Origin of the sequence: Streptomyces sp. NBC_01142 (genome assembly GCF_026341125.1) — a bacterium.
Lineage (GTDB): Bacteria > Actinomycetota > Actinomycetes > Streptomycetales > Streptomycetaceae > Streptomyces.
The window spans coordinates 2,221,433-2,247,416 of sequence record NZ_JAPEOR010000002.1 but is presented as its reverse complement, the minus strand read 5'-3'; the positions used below and the strand labels follow the sequence as shown (position 1 = coordinate 2,247,416).

Genomic DNA, 25,984 nt, shown 5'->3' with positions numbered 1-25,984 from the left:
ATGCAGGTCGACACGCCCCCTCCGCGCGGCGAGGACGAGGCACGGACCGGCCCGGGTGACGCATCGCGCGTCCTCGTCCTTCTCGCCCTTCTCCCCGTCCTCCTTCTGCTCCTCCCCACCGCCCCCGCATCCGCCGCCGGGTCCGCCGACGCCACCCCCGCCGTCGAGCTTTCCCAGGCCCAGGCCGGCAAGGGCGGCGACATCACCGTCAGTGGCTCGGGATGGCGGCCGGGCACCCTCCTCATGATGCTCATCTGCGGACAGGCCGTGCCCGGCAGAGGCGTGATCGGCGGCACGAACGCCTGCGCCAACTCCGACGGCCGCGCCGTCACCACCGACTCCAAGGGCGCCTTCAGCAAGAAGATGCCGGTCGCCGAGCCGCCCAAGCCCTGCCCCTGCGTCGTGCACGTGGCCACTGTCACCGGTGAACAGGCCACCGTCGACGCCGAGTTCACCGTCGCCGGGCACCCCACCGCGCCGCTCCCGCAGCAGACCGACGGCGGAAAGCTCGCCGTACTCGCCGCCACCCGACTCGAGGGCGACTCCGGCATCCTCGTCTTCTTCGGGGCCCCGCCCTCCCGTCGGCTGGAGTTCACCGTCGGCAACCTCGGCTCCGCCCCGGTGAAGGATCCCGTCTTCCACATCGGCACCGCGCACGGCGTCTTCGCCCCGCAGTGGGAGGAGCAGCAGTGGCGCGGCACCATCGCGCCCGGCCGGAAAGTGCAGGTCAAGCTGCCCGTCCAGCTCACCGCAGGCGCACACGGCGACTATCAGATCTCCGTGAAGTACGGCACGAAGGTGCTGGCCGAACAGCCGTGGGGCGTCGGCCGGCCCTGGGGCGTCACGCTCTTCTGGATCCTGCTGGCCGTCGTCGTACCCGCCGCCGTGTTCCGCATCGGCATGGCGATCGTCGACCGCGTCCGCCCCCACTCCCGCCCGCGCTCCGGCCCCCACGGCAACGGCCGCCACCGCACGGTCCGGCTGCCCACGTTCCGCCGCCCCGGCTCCCGGCCACGTACCGAACCGTCCGTGGCGCCGGAAAGCGCCACGGACACCACGGCTCTGCCGTGGTTCACAGCTGACTCCGCACCGTCAGAGAACCGATCCACGACGAAGGGACATTCGTGAGTACGCAACGGAGGATGAGCGCGGCCGGCGTCGCGCTGATGCTCGGCGGTGCGGGGATCCTGCTGACCGCAAGCCCCGCCCAGGCAGCCGAGGTGTCGTACAGGACGGAGTGCATACCGCCACCCATCTCGGGCCTGCCACCCGTACAGGGCACCACCAAGGTGCAGATCACCGCACCCGCCGAGGCCAAGGTCGGCGACGAGGTCGAGGTGGTGTGGAAGTTCGTGGAGGCGGCTTCCAAGAATCCCGACATCCTCGACCTGGAGAAGGACACGGTGAAGCCGGCCGGCACGCTCAAGGCGGCCGGCGCACAGACTGCGGACATCGCCATGGAGGGGACGCGGACGAACCCGCCGATCCCCAAGAACAGCCCGATGGTGCTGTCCGACATGAAGGGCAAGATCAAGCTGACCAAGGCGGGTGAGGTCACGCTGACGCCCGACGCGTACAACATCAATGTCTCCAAGCCGATGTCCACCGACACCAAGTGCGCGCCGAAGGAGACGGTCAGGGCCGCGGCGACGATCAAGGTGTCGGACGGCGGAGGGACCACGTCCGGAGGCACGACGAGCGGCGGTACGACGAGCGGCGGTACGACCTCCGGAGGCACGACCACCTCGGGTGGCACCACGAGCGGCGGCACGACCTCCGGGGGCACAGCCTCCGGAGGTACGACCACCGGTGGCGGCACCACCTCCGGCGGGGGCGGCGGCGGCCAAACCGACTTCCCCGGCAAGGAGGTCAGCGTCACGTTCGCCTGCACGTCGCCCGGACCGGCGAGCATCAACTCCAAGGTGACGATCAACGCCAAGAAGAACGGCGGCAGTTACGACCTCGTCGTCAAGACGGCCAAGGGCGTCATGAACAGCCCGGCCGCACTCCCCGCGGGCGCCCTCAAGCCGTCGATGGCGGTCCTTCTCGGTGGCGTCGACAAGGGCACCGTTCCCGTCACAGGCCCCGCCAACAAGGATCCGCTGGAGGCAGGAAAGCCGGTGGACCTGGCTGACATGACCGGTACGTACAAGCCGGGCGCCAGCGGCAAGTCCACACTCAGCCCGGGCACCCTGGCGATCGACGTCACCCTGGGCGGCCAGAAGATCCATATTCCGTGCACGGTCAAGGGCACGGCGGAGGCCTCCCTCGAGCTCGACACCTCGGCCCAGCCGGGCGGCGCGTCCGGCGGCACCGCGAACGGCGGCGCCGCAGGCGGCGGTACGAGCAGCGGCGGTACGAGCACGAGTGGCGGCCTCGCCCAGACCGGAGCCGAGGACAACGGTGCCCTGCGCGCCCTCGCCCTCGTCGCCGGCACGGTGATCCTGCTGGGCGGCGCGGTGTTCACGTTCACCCCGTGGCGGCGTTTGCGCGGCACACGCTGACCTTGCCGGGCAACGGTCCGGTGCATGGCAGAGGGCCGGCACGAAGAACTCTTCGTGCCGGCCCTCTGCCATGGCGCCCGTTGGCGCGGGGGAGTTACTTCACGTCGCCCATGAGCGCGCGGATCTTCTTGCCCGCCGTCATGAAGGCGAGGCCCGCTGCGACAGCGATGATCGCCCACAAGGTGTAGTAGACGGCGTCGCCCAGCGGGGCGTTGAGCTTGGTGGTCCAGCCGTTCAGGGCGTTGCCCGTCGAGGTGGCGAGGAACCACAGACCCATGATCTGGCCGACGAACAGCTTCGGGGCCAGCTTGGTCGACAGGGACAGGCCGACCGGCGACAGGCACATCTCACCGAGGGTCTGGACCAGGTAGACGCTCAGCAGCCAGAAGATGGTGACCTTGCCGGTCTCGCTGTTCGCCGCGGCGGCGCCCGCCAGGCCCATGATGCCGAAGGAGCCGCCGATGAGGAGCATCGCCAGGGCGAACTTCATCGGAGTGCTGGGCTCGCGGTTGCGCGTGGCCAGTTTGACCCACAGGGCGGCGAAGAGGGGGGCCAGGATGATGACCATCATCGGGTTGACCGACTGGTACCAGGAGGCCGGGAACTCCCAGCCGCCGATCATGCGGTCCGTCTTGTTGTCGGCGAAGATCGTCAGCAGCGAGCCGGACTGGTCGTAGATCATCCAGAACAGCACGGCGGTCACGAAGAACCATACGTACGCCTTGATCTTCGGGCGGTCCTCGCTCGTGAGCGCCGGGTTCCGGAAGATCGTGACGAAGTACACGATCGGGACGACGATGCCGAGGACGGCAAGGACGTTGACGATGTGCTCTATGTCGTACGTGCCCACGACGAGGTCGGTCGCCAGCGCGGCGGCAGCGATGCCGGCCCACAGCGCAACCTTGCGCAGGACCGTCCGCCGCTCCTCCGGCGAAGCCGGCTTGGCCGGCTCCTTGCCGATGTCACCGAGGTGACGGCCGCCCAGCACGTACTGGACGACGGCAAGAGCCATGCCGACACCGGCGACGGCGAAGCCGAGGTGCCAGTTGACGTTCTCACCGAGGTAGCCGACGACCAGCGGGGCGGCCATACCGCCGATGTTGATCGCCATGTAGAAGAGCGTGAAGCCGGCGTCGCGGCGAGCGCTGGACTGGCCCTCGTAGAGGCCGCCGACCATCGCGGAGATGTTCGGCTTCAGTAGACCGGTGCCGACCGCGATCAGCGCGAGACCGCAGAAGAAGGCGATGTCGGACGGGATCGCGAGGGTGAAGTGCCCCAGCGCGATGACGATGCCGCCGACGAGAACGGCCTTGCGCGCGCCCCAGAGGCGGTCCGCGACCCAGCCGCCGGGCATGGCGGCCATGTAGACCACAGCGTTGTAGACGCCGTAGATCGAGGCGGCGAGTGCCTCGCGGCCCTCGAGGGGACCGTCGAGGACGGCGGCCACCAGGTAAAGCGTGAGAATGCCGCGCATCCCGTACCAGGAAAAGCGCTCCCACATCTCCGTCATGAAGAGGGTGGCCATACCGCGGGGGTGGCCGAAGAAGGTCTTCTCGCCGGAGGGTGCTCCGGAGGTGTCCTTCGTCAGGCTGGACGCCATGGTCGATCCTTGCTTGCTCGGGACGCGGTGCTTCGTGAGCGGTACGCGCCCGGTGGGGGGTAGCCGGCACCGGCAGGGGTCCGCCCCGACCCACGCCCAAGGGCTCGCTCCGCGGGTGTTGGAGCGAGGGACGGACCGCACCGGGATCCACGCCCCGCGCGCGACATCGCGCTCGGGGTCCGGCCCAGAGGTCGTTCACTGTCTTCGAGGCCGGCAGGCCAACCTCACGCAGAAAAGAGACCCTTGGCTGGTTCAGCGAGCCAAAGGTCCCCGTTTACCGCAACAGGCGTCTCGCCACCATACGACACGACACAGTGGGATATGGAAGGACTTGAGAGATGGATCACAGGTGTACGGGGAACCGTCTGCCCTGAATCGAAGGTCGTAACCAGGATCGCATCCCAAATTCGCAGGGCTTGTCGATCACGCACCGACGGGTACGTCATGCGGACTACCATCACCCCATGACGCGTGTACTGCTCGCCGAGGACGACGCTTCCATCTCGGAGCCGCTGGCCCGCGCCCTGCGTCGGGAGGGTTACGAGGTCGAGGTGCGCGAGGACGGCCCGAGCGCGCTCGAAGCCGGACTGGCCGGGGGAGTCGACCTGGTGGTGCTCGACCTGGGGCTGCCCGGAATGGACGGCCTGGAGGTCGCCCGGCGACTGCGTGCCGAAGGCCACACGATCCCCATCCTGGTGCTGACCGCGCGCGCCGACGAGGTGGACACGGTGGTCGGCCTGGACGCCGGCGCCGACGACTACGTCACCAAGCCGTTCCGCCTCGCCGAACTGCTCGCCCGGGTACGGGCCCTGCTCCGGCGCGGCGCCACCGAGCCGGTCCCGGCGCCGTCGACCCACGGCGTACGGATCGATGTCGAGTCGCACCGCGCCTGGATGGGCGACGAGGAGCTCCAGCTCACGGCGAAGGAGTTCGACCTGCTGCGGGTCCTGGTCCGGGACGCGGGCCGGGTCGTCACCCGCGACCAGTTGATGCGGGAGGTCTGGGACACGACGTGGTGGTCGTCCACCAAGACACTGGACATGCACATCTCTTGGCTCCGCAAGAAACTGGGCGACGATGCGGCGAATCCGCGGTACATCGCGACGGTGCGGGGTGTGGGCTTCCGCTTCGAGAAGAGCTGACCCGGGGGGCCCTTGAGGCCCGCGGGGACTGACGCCCCCACACCCCGCGCCGCCGGCTCCGCCGGGAAGCCCGAGGAACGGGCCGACCACCGGTGCCGTGCGCCAACTTCGCACCGCCCAGGCGCGCGCGGGGTTGTCCCCTTCCCGAACTGGGGGCGGTGCCCCCAGCCCCCGAGGGGCTGCGTGAGGGCTGACGCCCCCGCACCCCCACCACGCTGCGGCTTCGCGCCGCCGGATCCGGCTCGGCGAGGACCTCCGATGCCCGCACCCCACGGGCTGGCCCACACCCATTTCACGTTGCGCTGGGGAGGGGCCGTGCAGGGTCGTCCCCGCAGGGGATTGGCGGCAGGACCCGGCCCACGAGAACGGGGCCCTGTATGCCGCCGAGCCCGAGGAGTCGAGCCCGGAGGGGCCCCGGAACCCGCACCGGACAGGACCCCGCGCCACGGGCCCGAGCCACCCGCGCCCGCACCCCACCGGCGGCCTGCCCCTGTGTGGCGTTGCGCTGGGGAGGGGCCGTGCAGGGTCGTCCCCGCAGGGGATTGGCGGCAGGACCGGGCCCGCGAAATCGGGGCCCTGTATGCCGCTGACCCCGAGGAGTCGAGCCCGGAGGGGCCCCGGAACCCGCACCGGACAGGACCCCGCACCACGGGCCCGAGCCACCCGCGCCCGCACCAGGCAGGACCCCGCACCACGGGCCCGAGCCACACCCGCCCGCACCAAACAGGACCCCGCACCACAGGCCCGAGCCACCCGCACCCGCACCCGCAGGCCCCCCGCACCACAGGCCCGAGCCACCCGCGCCAAACAGGACCCCGCACCGGAGGTGCCACGGCCACCCGCACCCGCACCGGACAGGCCCCCCGCGCCACAGGCCCGAGCCACCCGCGCCCGCGCCCCCCTCCGAGGCGCATACGCTCACGGGTGGGCCATCCCGTACACCGCGTCCCGCCCGGAGGGCACCTTGCGTCGCCGACTGATCAACTCCACGCTCGCCGTCGTGCTCGTCGTCATCGCCGTCTTCGGCGTCTCCCTCGTCATCGTCGAGACCCGCACGATCAGCAGCAGCGCCCAGGAAAGCGTGGACTCCGAGGCCCTCCGCCTCGTCAGCATCGTCGACAGCCGGCTCATCGGCGGGGAACCGGTCAACCCCGACATCCTCTCCGAGCAGAGCGGCGCCAAGCGGTACGCCCTGATCGAGATCCCCGGCCGCCCGCCCATCGAGATCGGCGAACGCCCCTCCGGCAGCGTCATCCGCGGCGTTGCGAAGGGCGAGCGCGACGAGACCGTCACCGTCGAGGAGTCCCGCTCCTCCGTCACCCGCGAGGTCGGCCGCACCCTGCTGATCATCGGCGGCGTCGCCCTGCTCGCGGTCATCGCGGCCGTCCTGCTCGCCGTACGCCAGGCCAACCGCCTCGCCTCGCCCCTCACCGACCTCGCCGAGACCGCCGAACGCCTCGGCTCGGGCGACCCGCGCCCCCGGCACAAGCGGTACGGCGTGCCCGAGCTCGACCGGGTCGCGGACGTTCTCGACGCCAGCGCCGAGCGGATCGCGCGGATGCTCACCGCCGAGCGCCGGCTCGCCGCGGACGCCTCGCACCAGCTCCGTACGCCGCTGACCGCGCTCTCCATGCGGCTGGAGGAGATCACGGTCACCGATGACCTCGCGACGGTGAAGGAGGAGGCGAGCATCGCGCTCACCCAGGTGGAGCGGCTCACCGACGTGGTGCAGCGGCTGCTCACCAACTCCCGCGATCCCCGCATCGGCTCGGCCGTCGCCTTCGATCTGGACGAGGTCGTCAAGCAGCAGCTGGAGGAGTGGAAGCCTGTCTACCGCAGCACGGGCCGGGCGATCGTCTGCTCGGGCCGGCAGGGCATGCGGGCCGTCGGCACCCCGGGCGCGGTCGCCCAGGTGCTCGCGGCCCTGATCGAGAACTCCCTGATGCACGGCGGCGGCACCGTCGCCGTACGCACCCGCGTCACCGGCAACCAGGCGGTCATCGAGGTGACGGACGAGGGCCCGGGCGTACCGGCCGACCTCGGTGCGCGGATCTTCGAGCGGACCATCAGCGGCCGCAACTCCACCGGCATCGGGCTGGCCGTGGCCCGCGATCTGGCGGAGGCGGACGGCGGCCGACTGGAACTGCTCCAGCAGCAGCCGCCGGTCTTCGCGCTCTTCCTCAGCCGGGTGGCGCGCAGCCGTAAGGAAGACCTCGGGCCGACGGTCCGCTAGGACACCCCCTGGCTCAGCGGGCTACCCGGTCGGGTTCGGGCCGGGGCCGCGGCTCGGATCCCGGCCCCGGACGGGCCCCGGACGGCTCCTGCCCCAGGAAGGATTCCGCCGTCTGCACGGCCTCGCGCGCCGGCAGCGCCCGGAACACCCAGGTCCGGTACGACCAGAAGCGGAACAGCGTCGCGATGCCGATGCCGAGGAACTTGAAGATGTTGCTCTGCAGCGGGCTGTCCCAGCCGAAGCCGTACGTCGCGACGTACAGCACGCCGCTCTGGATCACCAGCCCGACGACGCTGAACAGCAGGAAGAGCGTCAGCTCCTTGGTCCGGCGGCTCTTGTCGCGGTCCCGGTAGGTGAAGTAGCGGAAGCCCAGATAGTTGCAGCCGATCGCGACGACCGTGGCAACGATGCTCGCCCGCACCACGGGGATGTCGGTGAGGTGCCGTACGAGATTGAAGACCCCGAGGTCCACCAGGAGCCCCACACCACCGACCGCGCCGAACTTCGCGAACTCACGCGTGAGCTGCTCAAGCCGCACGCGCAGCGCGCTTCGTTCACTCATGGTGATTGCTCAGCCCCGTTCGGGTCGGTGTGCCAACCCGGCAATGCTAACCAGCACCCCTCGTTTCCGCCCGCGGGTGCACCTTGTCGTGTGGCGGGGCTGTGACAACGGCGGCGGAGGCGCGGGAGCCGGGCGCGCCGAGAGCCAGGGGCCGGGAACCACGGGCGACAGGAGGTTCCCTGGCGGCGGATACTCTAAGAGGGTGACGTTCCCGGTAGTCGGCATGGTCGGCGGCGGTCAGCTCGCCCGTATGACCCACGAGGCGGGCATCCCCCTCGGCCTCAGATTCAAGCTCCTCAGTGATACTCCACAGGACTCCGCAGCCCAGGTGGTGAGCGATGTCGTCATCGGCGACTATCGCGACCTGGACACGCTGCGTGACTTCGCACGCGGCTGCGATGTGATCACTTTCGATCATGAGCATGTCCCGATCGAGCACATGAGGGCCCTGGAGGCGGACGGCATTCCCGTCCGCCCGGGGCCCGACGCATTGGTGCACGCCCAGGACAAGGGTGTGATGCGCGCGAAGCTCATGGAGATCGGCGCGCCCTGCCCGCGCCACCGCATCGTGGCGGACCCCGCCGATGTCGCGGCGTTCGCCGAGGAGGTGGGCGGCTTCCCCGTCATCCTCAAGACGGTGCGCGGCGGCTACGACGGCAAGGGCGTCTGGTTCGTGCATACGGCACAGGACGCCGAGGCTCCCTTCCGGGCCGGCGTCCCGGTCCTTGCCGAGGAGAAGGTCGCTTTCACCCGCGAGCTGGCGGCGAATATCGTCCGCTCGCCGCACGGCCAGGCCGTCGCCTACCCCGTCGTCGAGTCGCAGCAGGTCGACGGCGTCTGCGACACGGTGATCGCGCCCGCGCCGAATCTGTCGGAGGAGCTCGCGGGGCAGGCCCAGCAGCTTGCCCTGCGGATCGCGAAGGATCTCGGCGTCGTCGGCCATCTCGCGGTCGAGCTGTTCGAGACGACCGATGGCCGGATCCTGGTCAACGAGCTGGCCATGCGCCCGCACAACTCCGGCCACTGGACGCAGGACGGTGCGATCACCTCGCAGTTCGCCAACCATGTCCGCGCCGTACTCGACCTCCCGCTCGGCGACCCGCGCCCGCGCGGAAAGTGGACGGTCATGTGCAATGTGCTGGGCGGCGACTACCCCGACATGTATGCGGCGTACCTGCACTGCATGGCCCGCGACCCGCAGCTGAAGATCCATATGTATGGCAAGGACGTCAAACCCGGCCGCAAGGTGGGGCACGTCAACACCTACGGCGACGACCTGGACGACGTGCTGGAGCGCGCCCGTCACGCAGCCGGCTATCTCAGAGGAACACTGCTCTCATGAGTGAAACGGGTCCCATGACCACCTCTCCCTCGTCGCCGTCCCCCCTCGTCGGCATCGTGATGGGCTCGGACTCCGACTGGCCCGTCATGGAGGCCGCCGCGCAGGCCCTCGACGAGTTCGAGATCCCCTACGAGGTCGATGTCGTCTCCGCGCACCGCATGCCGCGCGAGATGATCGCGTACGGCGAGCAGGCCGACGCCCGCGGCCTCAAGGCGATCATCGCGGGCGCCGGAGGAGCGGCCCACCTCCCGGGCATGCTCGCCTCCGTCACCCCGCTCCCGGTGATCGGTGTGCCGGTGCCCCTGAAGTACCTCGACGGCATGGACTCGCTCCTGTCCATCGTGCAGATGCCCGCCGGTGTGCCCGTCGCCACCGTCTCCGTCGCCGGTGCCCGCAACGCGGGCCTGCTCGCGGCCCGCATCCTGGCCACGCAGGACGCCGAACTCCTCGCGCGTATGCGGGAGTTCCAGCAGGAGCTGAACGACCAGGCGACCGAGAAGGGCAAGCGGCTGCGTGCGAAGGTCGAGGGTGCGGCAGGCTTCGGTTTCGGGAAGTAAGAGCGAATGGACTCAGCCACGGACTACCTGACCCGGGCACGCGAACTGCTCGCCGCCCACCCCGTTGTCGACGGCCACAACGACCTTCCCTGGGCGCTGCGCCAACACGTCCGCTACGACCTGGACCGGATGGACATCGCCGGTGACCAGGCCGGCCGGCTGCACACCGACATACCGCGACTGCGCGCCGGCGGGGTCGGCGCGCAGTTCTGGTCCGTGTACGTACGCAGCGAGATGGCGGGCGACGAGGCGGTCAGCGCGACCCTCGAGCAGATCGACGTGGTCACGCAGCTGCTGGAGCGCCACCCGGCGGACCTGGCCCGCGCCCTGACGGCCGACGATATGGAGAAGGCGCGCGGCGAGGGCCGTATCGCTTCCCTCATGGGCGCCGAGGGCGGCCACTCCATCAACAACTCCCTCGCCACCCTGCGGGCACTCCATGCCCTGGGCGTCCGCTATATGACGCTCACCCACAACGACAACATCGCGTGGGCGGACTCGGCGACCGACGAGCCGGGAGTCGGCGGTCTGTCGGCCTTCGGCCACGAGGTCGTACGGGAGATGAACCGCACCGGCATGCTGGTCGACCTCTCGCACGTCGCCACGTCGACGATGCGCCACGCGCTTGCCACGACGGTCGCGCCGGTGGTCTTCTCGCACTCCTCGTCCCGGGCGGTCTGCGACCACCCGCGCAACATCCCCGACGACGTGCTGGCGCTGCTGCCCGCCAACGGGGGCGTCGCGATGGTCACCTTCGTACCGAAGTTCATCCTGCAGGCCGCGGTCGACTGGACCCTGGCGGCGGACGAGAACATGCGCGCACACGGCTTCCACGCCCTGGACGCCGTCCCGGAGGCGATGAAGGTCCAGCACGCCTTCGAAGCCGCTCACCCGCGCCCGATAGCCACCGCCGCGACGGTCGCCGACCACCTCGACCATATGCGCGAGGTCGCCGGGATCGAGCACATCGGCATCGGCGGCGACTTCGACGGCACGGCGTTCACACCGGCCGGCCTGGAGGACGTGGCGGGCTACCCGAACCTGATCGCGGAGCTGCTGCGCCGCGGCTGGTCGGAGTCCGACCTGGCGAAGCTGACGTGGCAGAACGCGGTGCGCGTGCTGCGGTCGGCCGAGGACGTCGCGCGCGACCTCCGGGCGGTCCGGGGCCCGTCCAACGCGACGATCGACCAGCTCGACAGGACCGACCGGGGCTGACCGGCTCGACGGCTGAGGGGCGTTCGGGGGTGCGGGGCCCGTACCCCCGAACGCACTTCTCCGGCCCCGCACTCCCGACCGGCCCGGACTCCCACCGGCCGCGGACGCACTTCTCCGGCCGCGGACGAAGCGGCGCGGACCGCACGATCGGCCTCGTGACTGCGGTGTTCAGGTATCGCTCGGGCAGAACGTCGTCCGGAGCAGATCGGTGAAGATGCCGATGGGGTCGTCCCAGCCACCGTCGGCCCAGTCGCCGTTGACGTTGGCCGTGACCATGTGTTCGCCGTCGCGGGTGCCGTAGGTGTAGGACCACGAGCCGAAGAGGGCACCACCCATGCCCCAGACCGTTTCCCCGCAGGGCAGCATCACCGAGGACACGCCGAGACCGTAGGTGGCGTGGGGAATCCAGTCGCGGGTGGGGATGCTGGTGAACATGTCGCGCTGCTGGTCCGGTGGCAGTATTCGGCCGCCCAGCAGAGCGCTGAAGAACCGGTTGAGGTCCTCGGCGGTGGAGATCATGCCGCCGGCCGCCCAGAACGTGGACGAGTCGAGCTCGGTCGCGTCGTGAACCGGGGCGCCGGGGTCGGTTCGGAACAACTTCGTGTAGTGACGGGAGTGCGGTCCGTCGATCGCCGGATCGCTGCCGATGGGCAGGTACGTTGCCGTCAGGCCGAGCGGGCGGGTGATCCGCTCGGCGATCTCGTGGGCGAGCGCCCGGCCGGTGGCGCGTTCGATGATCATGCCCGCGAGGACGTAGTTGGTGTTGGAGTACCCCCAACCCGTGCCCGGTGCGAAGGCGGCCGGATGGGACATGGCAATCTGCACGAGCAACTCGGGGGTGTAGGTCTCGTGACCGCTCTGTGCCTCTTGGTCGTCGGTGCAGTTGAAGATCCCGCTGGTGTGATTGAGCAGCATCCTGACGGTCACCCTGCCGCCATCGTGGTCATGGCCGCGGACCATGCCGGGCAGCCACTGATCCGCGGTGTCGTCCAGGCTCAGCGTGCCTTCAGCCGCCAGTTGCAGCATCACGGTGGCCACGAACGTCTTGCTGATGCTGCCGATGCGGAACCGGTCCTGCGCTAAGCGCATGCGGCCGGTCGCGGTGTCGGCCACCCCTGCCGTGCCGAACCACCGCTGCTCGCCGTCGCGGATCTCCGCAAGGATTCCGGGAAGGCCGCCTTGGGCCACGGCCTGGTCGAGTACGCGCTGGATCGCCGCGTGGCCGTCGACCACTGAGGTCGGCGCGGGCGCAGACACGGCACCCGCAGACACGGCACCCGCAGCCTCGGCCGCCGCCGCCGCGGCGCCCGGCCGGCCGCGGTCCGTGTGAGTGGCACGTTGGTGCATGTGAATCTCTCCTTGTCGGTTGGGTGAGCCGTGCACGGCCGCACGGCCCCCTCTTCACGCCGAGATTCATCGGCCCACCGGCACTCGCCAGGCGTTCGGGGCACAGCGCAGTGCGCGATTCATCGTGTGTGAAGGACTTGCCTCACAGCGCGGCGCGGGCGAGCGGCCAGGGCCGGGCTTCGGGAAACAGACGGTGTCAGCCGTCTCCGGTGGTCACTCGTCCTCGTCGCTGAGTGTCTGCCGTACGCGGTTCACCAAGTCGGCCTGATCGACGCCGGCCAGGGCGAGAGCGCGTGGCACGGTGCCGGCGGTCATGACGGCCGCCCGCCGAACTGCCAGTTGTGCACCTCGATCTCGGCGTACCGGTCCGGGGTCAGGATGGCGCGTGCCGTGTCCGGGTCCGGCGCCCGGACCAACGCCGCCGTGCCCAGCCAGGTGGCGCCGTTATCGGACAGCAGCGGCCCGTAGGCGATCAGCTCGTCCCGGTCGGGCGGCACCGCGAGGTCGGCGGCATGCCCCGTGCCGAGGCCGAGCACCAGGTATCGGGTGCCACCGGTCGGGCCGCCGGGGAAGTCCCACATGGTGCGTCCCAGCATGTTGCGCCACCGTCGCAGCAGCACGTCCCGGTACACGCCGGCCTGGTAGTTCGGCTCGTCGAAGGCGAACGCGCGGGCGGCGACGGGATCGGGCAGGTCGACGAAGTGCACGCTGCCGGTGGGTGTGTCGTCGGCGAGGGTCGGGCCCCGGGCGATCATCTCCTTCGCGTACTGGTCCATATAGGACCAATGCTCTTCCAGCAGCTCGTCGCGCAGCGCTACGGAGTCGGGCCGGTCGCGGTGGTAGCAGAGGAACTCCATGCCACAGGATCTCTTCAGGGAGGTATCCAGGTCGAGCGGGTTTCACTGCGCCGGCCGCTCGGCAGCCTCAGCCAGAGGCATGCGTGCCGACTCCGCGTAGCGGATGGCCGTCTTCTCGTCGTCGACGCGGAGCCGTTCTGCCCGGGCCCTCCGGACGCGCCCTAGAAGACCGATGAAGATCTTACTCTGACCGCCCGACTCACCCCGGATTGCCGGTAAATGTCAATCGCCATGAACTTGGGCAAGTCAGGCGCGATTTCAAGATCTTCAGGACACTTCTAGGCCCGCGGGCGTCCCATCGCCCGGTAGGTCCAGCCCGCCTTGCGCCACAGCGCGCTGTCCAGCGCGTTCCGGCCGTCCAGGATGATGCGGGCCGACGCGACCTCACCCAGCGTCGCCGGATCCAGCTCGCGGAACTCGCGCCACTCCGTCAGGTGCAGCACCACATCCGCGCCGCGCACCGCGGCCAGCGCCGAGTCCGCGTACGCCAGCGTCGGGAAGAGCCGGCGCGCGTTCGCCATGCCCTTCGGGTCGTAGACCGTGACCTGGCCGCCCTGCAGATGGATCTGACCGGCCACATTCAGCGCGGGCGAGTCCCGCACATCGTCCGAGTCCGGCTTGAACGTCGCGCCGAGCACGGCCACCCGCTTCCCCAGGAAGCCACCGCCCCCGAGCGCCTCGCGGGCCAGCTCCACCATGTGTCCGCGGCGGCGCATGTTGATCGAGTCGACCTCGCGCAGGAAGGTCAGCGCCTGATCCGCGCCCAGCTCGCCGGCCCGCGCCATGAACGCCCGGATGTCCTTCGGCAGACAGCCGCCGCCGAAACCGATCCCGGCCCGCAGGAACTTCTTCCCGATCCGCTCGTCGTAGCCGATCGCCTCCGCCAGCTTCACCACATCGCCGCCGGCCGCCTCGCACACCTCGGCCATCGCGTTGATGAACGAAATCTTGGTCGCGAGAAAGGAATTCGCGGAGGTTTTCACCAGCTCGGCGGTCGGGAAATCGGTCACCACGAACGGCGACCCTTCGCCGACCGGCGTCGCGTACACCTCGCGCAGCAGCCTCTCCGCGCGCTCGCTCTCGACACCCACCACGATCCGGTCGGGGTGCAGTGTGTCCTGTACGGCGAAGCCCTCCCGCAGGAACTCCGGGTTCCACGCCAGCTCGGCGTCGGCCCCGGCCGGAGCCAGCTCCGCGAGGCGCGCCGCGAGCCGGGCGGCGGAGCCCACCGGCACGGTGGACTTGCCGACGACGAGCGCGGCCCGCTTCAGCTGCGGCGCCAGGGACTCGAAGGCGGAGTCGACGTACGACATGTCGCAGGCGTACTCGCCGTGCTTCTGCGGCGTGTTCACGCAGACGAAGTGCACATCGCCGAACTCCCCGATCTCCTCCCAGGAGGTCGTGAACCGCAGCCGCCCGCTCGAACCCTCGAACCCGGCCACGTGCCGCCGCAGCAGATCCTCGAGGCCCGGTTCGTACATCGGGACCCTGCCGGCCGCCAGCATCTCGATCTTCTCGGGTACGACATCGAGGCCGAGCACCTCGAAGCCCAGCTCCGCCATGGCCGCGGCGTGCGTGGCGCCGAGATATCCGGTGCCGATCACGGTGATCTTGAGGGCCATGCGGTGCTCCAAAAAAGATGCGGGGCTCGGAATGCGAGCCCGAGCATAGTCGGGCGTTCGACGGGGAGGATTTCCGCTGTCGCCAAGCTCACGTATGCCTATGAGCGGACGACCGTCTAAAATTGGGTTACTTAACGGTAGTTAGCACCTTGGGGAGTGAGAGACCTTGGCGGGATCGCAAGACTTCGACCTGTACCGGCCGGCCGAAGAGCACGACATGCTCCGGGAAACCGTCCGCTCGCTCGCCGAGGCGAAGATCGCGCCGTTCGCCGCACAGGTGGACGAAGAGGCCCGCTTCCCGCAGGAGGCCCTCGACGCGCTGGTCGCCTCCGAACTTCAGGCAGTCCACGTCCCCGAGGAGTACGGCGGCGCCGGCGCCGACGCGCTCGCGACCGTGATCGTCATCGAGGAAGTGGCCCGCGTCTGCGCGTCCTCCTCCCTGATCCCGGCCGTGAACAAGCTGGGCTCGCTCCCGGTGATCCTCTCCGGCTCCGAGGAGCTGAAGAAGAAGTACCTGGGTCCGCTGGCCGCGGGCGACGGGATGTTCTCGTACTGCCTCTCCGAGCCGGACGCGGGCTCGGACGCCGCCGGCATGAAGACCAAGGCCGTCCGCGAGGGCGACTTCTGGGTCCTCAACGGCGTGAAGCGCTGGATCACCAACGCCGGCGTCTCCGAGTACTACACGGTGATGGCCGTCACCGACCCGACCAAGCGCTCCAAGGGCATCAGCGCCTTCGTCGTGGAGAAGTCGGACGAGGGTGTCTCCTTCGGCGCACCGGAGAAGAAGCTCGGCATCAAGGGCTCCCCGACCCGCGAGGTCTACCTCGACAACGTCCGTATCCCCGCCGACCGCATGATCGGCGAGGAGGGCACCGGCTTCGCCACGGCGATGAAGACCCTGGACCACACCCGCATCACGATCGCGGCCCAGGCTCTCGGTATCGCCCAGGGCGCCCTCGACTACGCCAAGGGCTACGTCCAGGAGCGCAAGCAGTTCGGCAAGCCGATCGCCGACTTCCAGGGCGTGCAGTTCATGCTCGCCGACATGGCGATGAAGCTGGAGGCCGCCCGCCAGCTCACCTACTCGGCGGCCGCCAAGTCCGAGCGCGTCGACGGCGACCTGACCTTCTTCGGTGCGGCGGCGAAGTGCTTCGCCTCCGACGTCGCAATGGAGGTCACCACGGACGCGGTCCAGCTGCTCGGCGGCTACGGCTACACCCGTGACTACCCCGTCGAGCGCATGATGCGCGACGCCAAGATCACCCAGATTTATGAAGGCACGAATCAGGTGCAGCGGATCGTCATGGCAAGGAACCTGCCGTAGCAGGGTTTTTGCAGGTCAGTGGCCCTGTGGCCCGGTCAGGGAAGCTGGCTCGGGTTCCCGTCTGTTCGAGCCCGTTCCGGGGTGATCCTGGGCGTCATGCTGGGGAAATCCTGGGCTGACGCTGGTACTGAAACCGCCTTTGAGCTGCACAAACACTGCGGCCCCCGGCATCACGCCGGGGGCCGTTGCTATGGCCTAGCTCAGGCCACCTCTGTTCGCTCTGTGGGGTCGTCCGTACCTGGGGTCAGCATCGTGGCGATGGCTGCCCGCCCGCGCTGCTCGGCCCCCTCAAAGATGTAGTGGTAGTGCTCCCGGAGCACGTCAGTGCTGCTGTGCCCCATCCAGTCCGCTACGTCGTTCTCAGGGACGCCCGCGTACAGCAGACGCGACCCGTAGTAGTGCCGCATGGAGTGTGGCTTGCAGTACGCCACTCCTCCCTTGGACAGGGCCACCATCCACGGGAAAAGCAAGCGTTCCGGTCCCCACACACCCTGGTTCTTGATGTGCCTCCGCAGTTCGAAGGCCACGTTGGGCGGCAGTGGCACGACACGCCCCGGCTCCTCTGCGTCGCGTGCCTTGATGTGGCGTCGCTGTAGTGCGCTGTTCTTGCCGGATTCAGATTCGCCATCCTCCGCGATCTGGAAATCGACGCGTAGTACCTCTGCCTTGGAGTCGATCTGATCGCGTGAGACGGCCATGGCCTCCCCAAGGCGGAGGCCGCAGCCCGCCATCAGCCAGAGCATGGCCCTGTACCGGGGCGGAGCCCCGTCGAGCATCGCCAGGACTTCCCGAGTCGTCAGCCGCCGGGCCGTGCTCTTGTGCTCGCGTATCTCCTTGGCACGGCTGCCAGCGTGCCTGATCTTCTTGCACGGGTTGCGGCCGATGATCTCGTTGACCACGGCCCAATCCATCATCCCGGAGAAGAACGAGAAGCGCCGACTCCCCGAAGCTGAAACGGCAGCCACTCAGCATTGCCGACAAGGTTCGGGCACGCATCGAGATGCACGGGGGTCGGGCCACGTCGTCTCAGGTTCTCCCGTACGTGGGAGCAACCGAGGTGTGTCTGAGTCTTTGAGCCAAGGTCAGGGTTAAATACCCAACCAGGACGTGACGGATATTGAGGATTCTCAGTTCTGTTTCCGACGGTAGGCGATGCGGTGTTCGCGTGCCTGCTGGAGACCGTGGGCGCGGGCCGTTCGGATGGCGTCGGCGCGTCCGGTGTGCTCGTCGTCGGGGGTGACGTAGCCGAGCCCGGCGTGCAGGCGCACGGTGTTGTACTCGGTGTGGACCGCGTCGAGTTCGGCCTCGAGTTCGAAGGGGTCGCGGATCTTGGTCAGGTGTGGCCACTCGCCCTTGACGTGGCTGAACAGTGATTCGATCCAGGCCTGGTCGTTGGGGGTGTGAGGGCGTCCGAAGTGCTGGCCGATCAGGCAGGCGGCCATGAAGGTGCGGGTATCCGCGGAGCGCATCTGGGGGCCGTTGTCCGAGACCGCCAGCAGGACGGGCTGTTCGTCGGGCGGTGGCCCGGGGGCGGTGAGTTCGGCACGCATCCGGCGCTCGGCGAGGTGCCCGAGGTCCTCGGAATGCAGCGCGGACAGGAACGCGGTCTCGACCTGGAGGGAGGACTCCTGGGCGGAGACCAACGTGGTGATCCACTTGCGGCTCACCAGGTCCATGATTGCGAGAGCGCACCTGCGTGCTGCCGTGAAGTGCGTGAAGTCGTAGATCCAGATTGATCTCGGGCGCCAGAGCGCCCAGTCGGGAAACGGTTTCTTCTCGCGGTGTTCGCGTACCGGGCCGCCGGGCAGGCGGATGCCCTGGTCGTCCAGGACCCGCAGCACGGTGGATTCCGAGACGTGGACCCAGCCCAGGCGGGAGCCGCGGTGGGCGAGTTTGCGGTGCGAGCGGTCCGTGCCGCCCCACTCCTCGGCGAGTTTGACGATTGCCTCGCGCTCGAAGTCCAGCAGCGCGTGCACCGCAACGTTCGGGCCGGCCGGGCTGTCCTCGAGCCGTCCCGCCACGCGGCGCTGCTGCCAGCGCAGCACCCGCATATGGTCGACGCCCAGTGTGTCGGCGGCATGGCGCACCGACCAGCCGGCCCGCCCTGCATGGTCGACCAGCTCCAGAAGCCCGGCCTTGATCTCCGCGTGCACGCGTGGCGCGACGGGGCCGGCGCTCAGGCCCATCGTGCTTTTCCCTGCTGCAGATGGAGCGCGACTGCCTGCTCCGTGATGGTGGCCCGCAGCCGTTCCACCTCCGCGCGGGCCTCGGCCAGCGCGGCTTGCTCGACGGTCATGCCGGGCCGGCCCGGCACCGCGGCGGCGAACCCGTCGAGCACGCTCTGCTTCGCACACCGCAGCACTGCGATCACGGTGGAGCGGTCCACGCCCCAGCGTTCCGCGGCCTCGCGCTGCGTGTGCTGACCGGTGAGCACCGCCACGAACATCTCGTACTTCTCCGACGGGGCCAGCCGCTTACGCGGCTTCCGGGGAGTAACTCCTGCCATGATCGAAAACCTTCCAGATCAAGGCCCGAAGGCCAGAGACCTGGCTGGGTGTTTCCTCACGATCTTGGCTCATTCACTCAGACGCATACCGGCAACCGCCAGTGAGGTCAAGGAACTGCCCGGAATCGTCGTCACCGTGGAACGGTCGGGGAAGACCGGCCGACCAGCAACAGTTTTCACACTTCGCGAGGACAGTTCCCAGCGCGAAGAGTCAGGGCCGGCGAAGCGGACCGTAATGGAAAGTAACGGGACCAAGGTCGTCCGTCTGGACGCCTACCGCCCTACACCTGAGCAGGCACCTGCCCCCGAACCAGCGAAGCGGCCCGAACCGCTCGCCCCTTCCAACCCCTTCCGCGCACTCCTCTAACCAACCAAAGAGACAGCCCCGGCCACTGGCCGGGGCTTCTTTGTTTGTTCCGGACGTTGGGACTCAGCGGCCACGCCGCAATCCGACTCGGCTCCGTACGAGAACGCCAGCATTGTGCAGGTGTCTGCCACCGTGCTCCCAGCGCCACAGCCGGAAGCGCTGGCGACGGTTCAGCGCCACGTCAGAGACGGTGCCAAGGTCCAGTGAGGCCACGATTTCCGGGTGGTCCTTCGCCTGCCTGATCATCAACACTGCTCCTTGCTGACGACTGCTCCGGGAGTCTCCGCACCGCCGGAGTCCGGTCCGTCCGGGTCCTTCAGTGCCTCAACGGTCGCCTTCATACGGACCCGGTAGAAACCGGGCTGGCAGCTTACCGAGGTCTCCACCTTCTTGAGGGCACCCTTTCCGGGAGAAAGATGGTTCGAATTGCGGCTCACCTCGTCCCAGCCGCCCCCCGGCCCCCTCTTGTCCAGGATGACCGTGAGGGAGTGATTCAGCACCGCTTCCCGGCATGTGGCGTCCGCGTAGCCCCAGACCCTGCCCCCGCTCGCGTACGCCTCCGCGACGCGCTGCGTGCAACGGCCTCCGATCACCTGGCCGTACGTCTTGCCCTGGGGCTGCTCAGCCTGTCCGCCCTGACCGCCGTTCACGCTCCCCGTGGTCGAGTTACAACCACCCTGCTCTGCTCCCAATAACGCCGAGATGATCACGGGTATCGCTGCGAGTCGTGCCACTGTGCCCCATCGCATGAACTCTCCTTGTGTAGATGAATGCCGTGCACGACGGAGCCCCGGCCCAATGCACGGGGGAAGCATCGAACCGGGGCTCGTCCGCACCCGCCCCTACCGCCTTGCGCCGCCGCGATCACGGGAAGGGCGGGAGATCAACGACCCTTGCACCGCCAGCACTCACACGGCGGCCATTCCGAGGTCACCATGGGGGCAAGGTTCTCGGTGCTGCGTACGGTCCGCGTGGGCCCCCACGTTTCCCCGTCGTCCCGAGACACCCGCAGCGTCATCAGCGGCCGGTCGGTCAAGAGTGGGACCTCTGCCGTCGCTCATGACGGGTGCGCATCTGCCTGGTGCTGGCGGAGCTCCACATTGCAGTCAGATGCCCCGCTGTAGTCGCCCCTGGAACGCGCGTTCTCCCTGGCAACCACGATGGACAGGCAAGCGGAACAACCCGGCTTGGCGGAGGGCTCGGCCGGTGGCTCAGTCAGGATGTATCCCTGCGGTTTCTGCGTCACCATGCGTGGCCTCCCCGGCTATTCGGCTCGCGATGCAACGACCGTACGGAGTGGCGAAGTTGCCGTTCCATGAGGTTGCACGAGATTGCATGGCAATCACCCGAGCGAGTCCATCGCAGCCGTAATCAGCGCGCGTGCGCTCGCTCCGTAGACGGCCAAGTCGGTCAGCTCGGCGAAGGTGTCGGCGTACATGGCTACCTCGCTGGGCTGCGTGATCGTGAGATAGCCAGAGACCAACTCGACATTGACCTGTGCCGTGTCGAAGATCCAGAACCCCTCTACTGGCATCCTGGAACGGTCCGCCCGCATTGGCACCACACCCAAGCTGACGTTGGGCAGTGATCCGACCGTAAGCAGGTGGCCAAGCTGTCCGATCAGCACGTCTGTTCCGCCGATGCCGTTCCGCAAGACCGACTCCTCAACGAGGAAGGCAAACCGCCGATTTCCCTCGTACAACACGCGCTGGCGTTCCATGCGGACGGCCACGGCTTCGGCCACATCGTCCACCTCTACCCTGCGGCGCTGAACTGCGCGCAACACGGCCTCGGTGTAGCCGTGCGTCTGGATCAGACCCGGCACGAACCAGGACGAGTACGAGCGGAAACGGTGTGTGCGCTCGAACAGCGGCAAGCGGGCTTCCTGCGCCTGCTTGAGCCCGGCACGCTCCATGCGCCGCCAGCCAACCCACATACCCTCGGCTGTCCGAAGCGAGGCAGTCAGATCGGCGGTCTGGTCCTCGGCTCCGCACGCCCGGCACCAGGCTCGAATGTCGTCGGCGGACGGCGGCGTCCGGGCGTTCATGATCCGAGACGACTTGGACGGATGCCAGTCGCAACGATCGGCGATATCGCGCCCGGTCAGCCCAGCATCCCGGCAGAGCTCAGCGAGTCGATCTGCTAGCGCCTGCCGGGCCTGCTGGGCACTCGAAGACGGAGAGAGAGCCATGATTGCGATGGGTCAGCGGGGCCGGTACTCCTCGTGCGGAATCGCGCGTTGCCACACAGCCTCGAAGGCGTCGGCGCACAGCTTCACCCGCGCTGGATCGTCCGTGTACTCCCGGCCGTCCTCGTCCAACTGACCATTTCCGGTGAAGTGGTGAAAGAGCGCTTGTGCGCCGTCGAACACCCAGAAGTCCGTACCGGGCAAGGCAAGATCGGTTGCCTTCCGCCTCGGCAACCAACGAACCAACTCACCCGCTGCAATGTTGGTGAATGTGCAGTCGAATTCGTACCGCACGTAGTCGCTGATCGGCTCCGAGACGATGCGCGCACGCCGGACCACGACGCCACGGGCGACCGCATCGCGCACCGCGTCATGCCAGCCGCCCCACCACAAGGACCGGTCGGCGGGGTCAAGCCGCTTGCCCTGCTTCCATGCGATGAACTCGGGGTCATCCAGCATGTAGCTATCGCGCAACTCAAGGTGAACCGCTGAGCGTTGCGCCATAGCCAGGGCGTTACGCGCTGGTGGCTGCACTTGCCGTCTCTCCGTTGTCGTCGTTCGGGCGGGGGATGTACTTCAGCATGACCGCTGGAAGCCTGATGATCGTCTCGTGGTCCGGGACATCCGTGGAGTGGCCGGGGATCGAACCAACCTCCTGGCACTCCTTCACTTCCTCTTCAGTCGCCTTGTACGACTGGATCAGAAGGTCTCCCGTCTCCTCGTGGAGCCAGATCGTCGGAGACTCGTCGGTCGGCGTGTTAGGGATGATCCCGAGGAACTTTAGGGTCACAGTCACTCCCGGTGTCGAGTGGGTTGCACCAGCGTGCACGACGCTCACCCTCCGGTATCAGCCCCGTCAAGGGGGCGGGTGCAGCGTGCGGAAGCGTGACGGTTCCGTCCCAGCATCGCCGCACGGCGGTCCGCGTGGTCTGACCTGGGACAGCTCTGGTTGACCATGGGGAAATGCTGGGTGAGCCCTCCTCTGAAGGGCCGTAGGTGCAGGTCAGAGCTTTGGATGCCGTAAAGCACCCAGATCTACGAGGGCACGAACCAGGTCCAGCGGATCGTCATGTCCGGCTGATGGCCGCAGCCGGCAACCGGGTCTTCCTGCTGAACGACGGAACGATTGCCGCCATGCCTAGTTGAGACGGAACTTTGCCGGAGGGCGTCGCAACCGCAGACAAGTGGGCGGGCCGCGCCATCGGCATGGGACTGGGGGAAATCCCCATCGCCGGCGACGCGGTCGGCTGAGTTGTCGAAGGCATTCAGGAATCGGTCGTCGAGCATTACACCCGCGACTCCAGCTCTGCGGCAACCGTGGAGAGAGATGAGTTCCTGGAACAGCAACGAGCGAGCTCAGCGAGTGCAACGGCTGATGGCAGCGAGTAAGTCGCCAAACGCGCGAAGGTTGAAGACTTGGGGAATCTTCGCCACTCTGGCAATTCTTGCATTCGGAGGATTGGCTCTCTGGAAGTTCTGGCCCTCGACGGAACCCTCAGTCCCCATTCCGGAGCGCGTATGCAAGGAGAAGCTCCCCGGCCCCGTCGTTGCGGGCCTAGTACCCAAGAAGGGTGCCGCCTTCAAAGAGTCAGTTGACTGGCCCGTTCTTCCTAGGACTCGGCGGACGAGCCGGTTAACGCGCCACGCGGTGGCGGAGGTGGACGACTCCCGAGCTGAAGGTGCGGGTCTCGACGAGTTCGAGATCCACCCGGCGCTCACGTTGGGGAAAGAACGGAATGCCACCGCCAACCAGCACCGGGTAGACCATGGCCTGGTACTCGTCGATCAGACCCAACGCGGCCGCCTCGGCGGCGAGAGTCGCGCCGCCGATTGCGATGTCGCCCTCACCCGGCTCGGCTCGCAACCGCTCGATCTCCTCCGCCAGGCCGCCGGAGGCCAGGCGGGCATTGCCCTGCACCGCCGACAGCGTGGTGGAGAACACCACCTTTGGGAGCGGCTTCCAGAGCGCGGTCCACTCGCGATCTGAGTCGTCGAGCGTTGGATTCTGGTCGGCGGTCTCCCAGTACAGCATCGTCTCGTACAGCCGTCGTCCCAACAGGTGGACGCCGACCTGTCGAATCTCGTCGATCCAGAAGCGAAAGACCTCCTCGTCGGGGGCCGTCCAGTTGAAGTCGCCGTCCGGTCCGACGATGTAGCCGTCGAGTGAGACGTTCATCGAATAGGTCACGCTGCGCATCAGAAGTCCTCCTCGGGAACGGGTTCGACAGTATGACCGCCGGACGCCGCAGGACTCATCGCGGCTCGCGGGATCCCCTGGGCCGAGTCACCTCACGAGATCATTTCGTTGAGAAAACCTCAGTGGGTGCCGATTTTGAGACACCCGAGTGCGGCACCATTCCAGAATGTCGACTCTACGCCGGCGGCCAAGGGGTCAGTATTCGCTATAACCACCTCAGCGACAGCGGCCTTGGCATCGCAAAGGAGTGGAGGGCCAAGAATGAGCAAACAGCCAGCCAATCCGGCTTCTCTCCCATCCGTCTCGGCGCAGCAAGTGGGTACGCGGGACCGCAAGGTGCAGGGCTGATCGTCGACTTCCCGGCGCCATCAGATAAGGCAGCCATTCTGCTCGTCGATGTCGAATACTTGCGATCTCCCCATGGGGGTAACGCGGACACTCGCGCGAAGTTTGCGAAGTTTGCGAAGTTGGCGCCGGAGGTATCGCGAGTCACGGCTCAGGACATTATGAAATGCACAGGCGCCGAGGATCTTCCGGATGGGTCTCCGCGGGTTGGCTGAGCGAAGCCTCGCAGCGGAAATCAAGGACAGCCTCAGTTCCGGTTCCCGTTGCACCGCCCTGCGGGCCAGTGCGGTCCGTACGCCGACGGTCCGGGCGACGGGCGACGGGCACGGGCTATGTGTACCGGGGGAGGTCCCCGGTCGGGATGGTCCAGTCGCCGATGGTGACGTCCTCGCCGTACACGAACTCCTTGCGCGTGGCGTAGCGAGGACCCGCCGGGGTGGAGTGGATGTCGCAGAGCACCGCTCCCGAGCCGGTGCGCGGATCGAAGACCGCGTAGACCGGGACGCCGAGGAGGGGGTAGTCCCGCATCTTGCTCACCCAGTCGTTGTCCGGGTTCGACCACGAGACGACCTCGATCGCGGCGAGGAGCGTGCGGGGATCGAAGGAACCTTCGCCCTCCATGTCGGCCTCGGCGATCACCATCACGTCGGGGTGCCGCATGATGCCCTCGGGCGCGTGCTCCACGTCCGGGGTGCCCGTGTGGGCCACCAGATCCTCCGGCAGGACCTTTTCGAGGCGCTTGCGTACCCGCAGCACGGTGAGTTCGTGCGGTCTGGCGGGCGACATCATGTCGTGGACGATCCCTTCCTTGGTGATCTCGAATTTGCCGGGAAGGGTGTCGTCCATCGACGACACGAACTCGCGCATGACCAGGTACTGGCGGGCGTCGTGCTGCGCGTCGTCCGGGGCGATGGTCATGGTGCTCGCTCCTCGTCGTCCGTACCCGGCGGCAGGGGTCGTCCCCTTCATGCTAGGCGGCCTCGGCGAGGTCGGTTCTGCAGTCGCGGCACCGGCCTGGTTCCGGGGCGCGGAACGCGCGGTCGCACCTGTCGCAGTTCTGGAGCGGGCCGCGGGGTCTCGCAGGCGTGGGTGCGGCGGGCAGTGGGGGCGGCAGGAGCGCGGTGAGCCGGTGGGCGAGGAGTCCCGCGGGCTGTTTCAGGTGGTCGGGCAGGTCGGTGGTGAGGGCTTGGCGTACGGCGTCGGGGTGGGCGTCGCGTTCGAGCCAGGCGGCGACGGCGGGGGCCAGCCGGCGGACGTCGTGCTCGCCCAGGAGCAGCCGGGGCTCGTCGCGGCGCAGGCCGGCGAGGAGATCGGTGGCCGCGCGGTGGCGCTCCAGGTCGGGGGCCTGCGGCTGGGGGAGCGGCGGGCGCGGGCGCGCTGGCGGCGGCGATGCGGGTGCGGGGGTGGCCTCCGCGGCAGGGGCTGCCGGCGGGGCGGGTTCCGGGGCCGGGGGCTCTGCGCGTTCCGGTGCCGGTGCGGGATGTGGGGGCCTGGCCGGGAGGCTGGGCTCGGTCTGCGGCTGGGGCGCTGCGGCGGGGGCCGGGGCGGCACCGGGCTGGTTGTACGAGATCGTGCGCGTGACGAGCTTGCCGCCGGGCAGGCGCACCAGCGTGCGCTCCAGGTAGCTGTGCTCCTCCAGTTCGCGCAGCGCGGCGGCGATACGCGCCTCGCTCTCCGGGAAGCGGTCGACGAGCACCTTGATGCCGACCTTCGCCCCGTCGGGCAGCGACTGGATGTGCACGGCGAGCCCGATCGCGGTGAGCGACAACTCGCCGTGCTGGGCGAGGTGGTTGCCGACGATCGTGAAGCGGCTGGTGTGGGCCGAGTCCACGTGGATCACACCGAAAGCGGTGACGCGTCCGGGTACACGGGACGAGGCGCGCGAGGGCGCGCTAACCTGCTGGGTATCCATCGGGAAGCCCTTACTTCCTCGGTGGTCAGGCCCTCGATCGGGATTGCAGTCCCGGCCGGGGGCCGTCGCATGTCTGCGGTTGTCGCGGCGAGCATATGCCCGCCAACCCGCCCAAAATCCAGCCCGATTGGCCAACGTCACCCGTGAGGGTGACGGGGGTGGGG

The 25,984-nt window shown here is 68.5% G+C and carries 24 protein-coding genes; 8 read left to right on the top strand and 16 right to left on the bottom strand.

Features of this window, described 5'->3' with window-relative positions; all coding sequences use genetic code 11:
• Together OG883_RS27600 and OG883_RS27595 are read left to right on the top strand one after the other, a co-directional pair.
• Positions 1-1,128, top strand: coding sequence for a hypothetical protein (locus OG883_RS27600; protein ID WP_266549494.1), 1,128 nt, complete (start codon positions 1-3; stop codon positions 1,126-1,128).
• A 14-nt stretch (positions 1,129-1,142) separates the two neighbouring features.
• On the top strand, positions 1,143-2,504 hold the full coding sequence (locus tag OG883_RS27595) for a hypothetical protein (RefSeq protein ID WP_266546026.1): 1,362 nt from the start codon (positions 1,143-1,145) through the stop codon (positions 2,502-2,504).
• A 94-nt stretch (positions 2,505-2,598) separates the two neighbouring features.
• Here OG883_RS27595 and OG883_RS27590 read toward each other — a convergent pair whose 3' ends face one another.
• Positions 2,599-4,104 carry a peptide MFS transporter gene (locus OG883_RS27590; protein WP_266546024.1) on the bottom strand — a complete coding sequence of 502 codons (1,506 nt, stop codon included), beginning with the start codon at positions 4,102-4,104 and terminating at the stop codon, positions 2,599-2,601.
• Between the two features lie 464 nt (positions 4,105-4,568).
• On the opposite strand from OG883_RS27590, the gene OG883_RS27585 reads away from it, so the two are divergent.
• Positions 4,569-5,246 carry a response regulator transcription factor gene (locus tag OG883_RS27585; protein ID WP_266546021.1) on the top strand — a complete coding sequence of 226 codons (678 nt, stop codon included), beginning with the start codon at positions 4,569-4,571 and terminating at the stop codon, positions 5,244-5,246.
• A 964-nt stretch (positions 5,247-6,210) separates the two neighbouring features.
• The gene (locus OG883_RS27580; RefSeq protein WP_266546018.1) at positions 6,211-7,479 is read left to right on the top strand and encodes an ATP-binding protein; all 1,269 of its coding nucleotides are present in this window, start codon (positions 6,211-6,213) and stop codon (positions 7,477-7,479) included.
• A 13-nt stretch (positions 7,480-7,492) separates the two neighbouring features.
• Here the strand turns inward: OG883_RS27580 and OG883_RS27575 are convergent, their stop codons facing one another.
• Positions 7,493-8,041, bottom strand: coding sequence for a GtrA family protein (locus OG883_RS27575; protein WP_266546015.1), 549 nt, complete (start codon positions 8,039-8,041; stop codon positions 7,493-7,495).
• 202 nt (positions 8,042-8,243) lie between these two features.
• On the opposite strand from OG883_RS27575, the gene OG883_RS27570 reads away from it, so the two are divergent.
• The 3 genes from OG883_RS27570 to OG883_RS27560 are packed head-to-tail and all read left to right on the top strand — an operon-like array spanning position 8,244 to position 11,155.
• Positions 8,244-9,383 carry a 5-(carboxyamino)imidazole ribonucleotide synthase gene (locus OG883_RS27570; protein ID WP_266546013.1) on the top strand — a complete coding sequence of 380 codons (1,140 nt, stop codon included), beginning with the start codon at positions 8,244-8,246 and terminating at the stop codon, positions 9,381-9,383.
• Complete coding sequence (gene purE, locus OG883_RS27565) at positions 9,380-9,940, top strand: 5-(carboxyamino)imidazole ribonucleotide mutase (RefSeq protein ID WP_266546011.1); 561 nt, start codon at positions 9,380-9,382, stop codon at positions 9,938-9,940. The genes OG883_RS27570 and purE overlap by 4 nt, the downstream gene beginning before the upstream one ends.
• A 6-nt stretch (positions 9,941-9,946) precedes the next feature.
• On the top strand, positions 9,947-11,155 hold the full coding sequence (locus tag OG883_RS27560; RefSeq protein ID WP_266546008.1) for a dipeptidase: 1,209 nt from the start codon (positions 9,947-9,949) through the stop codon (positions 11,153-11,155).
• A 168-nt stretch (positions 11,156-11,323) separates the two neighbouring features.
• Here the strand turns inward: OG883_RS27560 and OG883_RS27555 are convergent, their stop codons facing one another.
• The 3 genes from OG883_RS27555 to OG883_RS27545 all read right to left on the bottom strand — a co-directional run bounded on the left by OG883_RS27555 (position 11,324) and on the right by OG883_RS27545 (position 14,981).
• Positions 11,324-12,502, bottom strand: a complete 1,179-nt coding sequence (locus OG883_RS27555) for a serine hydrolase (RefSeq protein ID WP_266546005.1) — start codon at positions 12,500-12,502, stop codon at positions 11,324-11,326.
• Between the two features lie 311 nt (positions 12,503-12,813).
• A complete protein-coding gene (locus OG883_RS27550; protein ID WP_266546002.1) occupies positions 12,814-13,359 on the bottom strand; it encodes a YciI family protein in 546 nt (181 codons plus the stop codon).
• Between the two features lie 278 nt (positions 13,360-13,637).
• Complete coding sequence (locus OG883_RS27545; RefSeq protein ID WP_266545999.1) at positions 13,638-14,981, bottom strand: UDP-glucose/GDP-mannose dehydrogenase family protein; 1,344 nt, start codon at positions 14,979-14,981, stop codon at positions 13,638-13,640.
• A gap of 166 nt (positions 14,982-15,147) precedes the next feature.
• Here OG883_RS27545 and OG883_RS27540 point away from each other — a divergent pair, with 166 nt between their 5' ends.
• Positions 15,148-16,305, top strand: a complete 1,158-nt coding sequence (locus OG883_RS27540) for an acyl-CoA dehydrogenase (protein WP_266545996.1) — start codon at positions 15,148-15,150, stop codon at positions 16,303-16,305.
• A gap of 200 nt (positions 16,306-16,505) precedes the next feature.
• Here the strand turns inward: OG883_RS27540 and OG883_RS27535 are convergent, their stop codons facing one another.
• The 11 genes from OG883_RS27535 to OG883_RS27485 form a co-directional block, all read right to left on the bottom strand.
• Positions 16,506-17,204 carry a site-specific integrase gene (locus OG883_RS27535; protein ID WP_266545993.1) on the bottom strand — a complete coding sequence of 233 codons (699 nt, stop codon included), beginning with the start codon at positions 17,202-17,204 and terminating at the stop codon, positions 16,506-16,508.
• A gap of 228 nt (positions 17,205-17,432) precedes the next feature.
• A complete protein-coding gene (locus OG883_RS27530) occupies positions 17,433-18,491 on the bottom strand; it encodes an integrase core domain-containing protein (RefSeq protein WP_266540380.1) in 1,059 nt (352 codons plus the stop codon).
• The gene (locus OG883_RS27525) at positions 18,482-18,811 is read right to left on the bottom strand and encodes a hypothetical protein (protein WP_266540382.1); all 330 of its coding nucleotides are present in this window, start codon (positions 18,809-18,811) and stop codon (positions 18,482-18,484) included. Before OG883_RS27525 ends, OG883_RS27530 begins: the two co-directional genes overlap by 10 nt.
• A 612-nt stretch (positions 18,812-19,423) precedes the next feature.
• On the bottom strand, positions 19,424-19,927 hold the full coding sequence (locus OG883_RS27520; protein WP_266545990.1) for a hypothetical protein: 504 nt from the start codon (positions 19,925-19,927) through the stop codon (positions 19,424-19,426).
• Between the two features lie 593 nt (positions 19,928-20,520).
• Entirely contained in the window at positions 20,521-21,369 is an 849-nt protein-coding gene (locus OG883_RS27515) for a helix-turn-helix transcriptional regulator (RefSeq protein WP_266545987.1), read from the bottom strand.
• Positions 21,370-21,381: 12 nt separating this feature from the next.
• Positions 21,382-21,870: a DUF6879 family protein gene (locus tag OG883_RS27510; protein ID WP_323180995.1), complete on the bottom strand. Its 489-nt coding sequence runs from the start codon at positions 21,868-21,870 to the stop codon at positions 21,382-21,384.
• A 10-nt stretch (positions 21,871-21,880) separates the two neighbouring features.
• Positions 21,881-22,156: a hypothetical protein gene (locus tag OG883_RS27505; RefSeq protein WP_266545981.1), complete on the bottom strand. Its 276-nt coding sequence runs from the start codon at positions 22,154-22,156 to the stop codon at positions 21,881-21,883.
• Positions 22,157-22,401: 245 nt separating this feature from the next.
• Positions 22,402-22,653, bottom strand: a complete 252-nt coding sequence (locus OG883_RS27500) for a hypothetical protein (protein WP_266545978.1) — start codon at positions 22,651-22,653, stop codon at positions 22,402-22,404.
• Positions 22,654-22,999: 346 nt separating this feature from the next.
• Positions 23,000-23,563: a dihydrofolate reductase family protein gene (locus OG883_RS27495; protein WP_266545975.1), complete on the bottom strand. Its 564-nt coding sequence runs from the start codon at positions 23,561-23,563 to the stop codon at positions 23,000-23,002.
• Positions 23,564-24,238: 675 nt separating this feature from the next.
• Positions 24,239-24,826 (bottom strand): Uma2 family endonuclease, encoded by a 588-nt coding sequence (locus tag OG883_RS27490; RefSeq protein WP_266545972.1) that lies wholly within the window; start codon positions 24,824-24,826, stop codon positions 24,239-24,241.
• Positions 24,827-24,878: 52 nt separating this feature from the next.
• A complete protein-coding gene (locus OG883_RS27485) occupies positions 24,879-25,820 on the bottom strand; it encodes a helix-turn-helix domain-containing protein (RefSeq protein WP_266545969.1) in 942 nt (313 codons plus the stop codon).
• Between the last annotated feature and the right edge of the window lie 164 nt (positions 25,821-25,984).

What these genes read in the sequence shown, in the direction of transcription:
- OG883_RS27600 (WP_266549494.1), top strand. Translation starts at nt 1, where the DNA reads ATGCAGGTCGACACGCCCCCTCCGCGCGGCGAGGACGAGGCACGGACC.
- OG883_RS27595 (WP_266546026.1), top strand. Translation starts at nt 1,143, where the DNA reads ATGAGCGCGGCCGGCGTCGCGCTGATGCTCGGCGGTGCGGGGATCCTG.
- OG883_RS27590 (WP_266546024.1), bottom strand. Translation starts at nt 4,104, where the DNA reads ATGGCGTCCAGCCTGACGAAGGACACCTCCGGAGCACCCTCCGGCGAG.
- OG883_RS27585 (WP_266546021.1), top strand. Translation starts at nt 4,569, where the DNA reads ATGACGCGTGTACTGCTCGCCGAGGACGACGCTTCCATCTCGGAGCCG.
- OG883_RS27575 (WP_266546015.1), bottom strand. Translation starts at nt 8,041, where the DNA reads ATGAGTGAACGAAGCGCGCTGCGCGTGCGGCTTGAGCAGCTCACGCGT.
- purE (WP_266546011.1), top strand. Translation starts at nt 9,380, where the DNA reads ATGAGTGAAACGGGTCCCATGACCACCTCTCCCTCGTCGCCGTCCCCC.
- OG883_RS27560 (WP_266546008.1), top strand. Translation starts at nt 9,947, where the DNA reads ATGGACTCAGCCACGGACTACCTGACCCGGGCACGCGAACTGCTCGCC.
- OG883_RS27555 (WP_266546005.1), bottom strand. Translation starts at nt 12,502, where the DNA reads ATGCACCAACGTGCCACTCACACGGACCGCGGCCGGCCGGGCGCCGCG.
- OG883_RS27550 (WP_266546002.1), bottom strand. Translation starts at nt 13,359, where the DNA reads ATGGAGTTCCTCTGCTACCACCGCGACCGGCCCGACTCCGTAGCGCTG.
- OG883_RS27545 (WP_266545999.1), bottom strand. Translation starts at nt 14,981, where the DNA reads ATGGCCCTCAAGATCACCGTGATCGGCACCGGATATCTCGGCGCCACG.
- OG883_RS27530 (WP_266540380.1), bottom strand. Translation starts at nt 18,491, where the DNA reads ATGGGCCTGAGCGCCGGCCCCGTCGCGCCACGCGTGCACGCGGAGATC.
- OG883_RS27525 (WP_266540382.1), bottom strand. Translation starts at nt 18,811, where the DNA reads ATGGCAGGAGTTACTCCCCGGAAGCCGCGTAAGCGGCTGGCCCCGTCG.
- OG883_RS27520 (WP_266545990.1), bottom strand. Translation starts at nt 19,927, where the DNA reads ATGCGATGGGGCACAGTGGCACGACTCGCAGCGATACCCGTGATCATC.
- OG883_RS27515 (WP_266545987.1), bottom strand. Translation starts at nt 21,369, where the DNA reads ATGGCTCTCTCTCCGTCTTCGAGTGCCCAGCAGGCCCGGCAGGCGCTA.
- OG883_RS27510 (WP_323180995.1), bottom strand. Translation starts at nt 21,870, where the DNA reads ATGGCGCAACGCTCAGCGGTTCACCTTGAGTTGCGCGATAGCTACATG.
- OG883_RS27500 (WP_266545978.1), bottom strand. Translation starts at nt 22,653, where the DNA reads ATGCTCGACGACCGATTCCTGAATGCCTTCGACAACTCAGCCGACCGC.
- OG883_RS27495 (WP_266545975.1), bottom strand. Translation starts at nt 23,563, where the DNA reads ATGCGCAGCGTGACCTATTCGATGAACGTCTCACTCGACGGCTACATC.
- OG883_RS27490 (WP_266545972.1), bottom strand. Translation starts at nt 24,826, where the DNA reads ATGACCATCGCCCCGGACGACGCGCAGCACGACGCCCGCCAGTACCTG.
- OG883_RS27485 (WP_266545969.1), bottom strand. Translation starts at nt 25,820, where the DNA reads ATGGATACCCAGCAGGTTAGCGCGCCCTCGCGCGCCTCGTCCCGTGTA.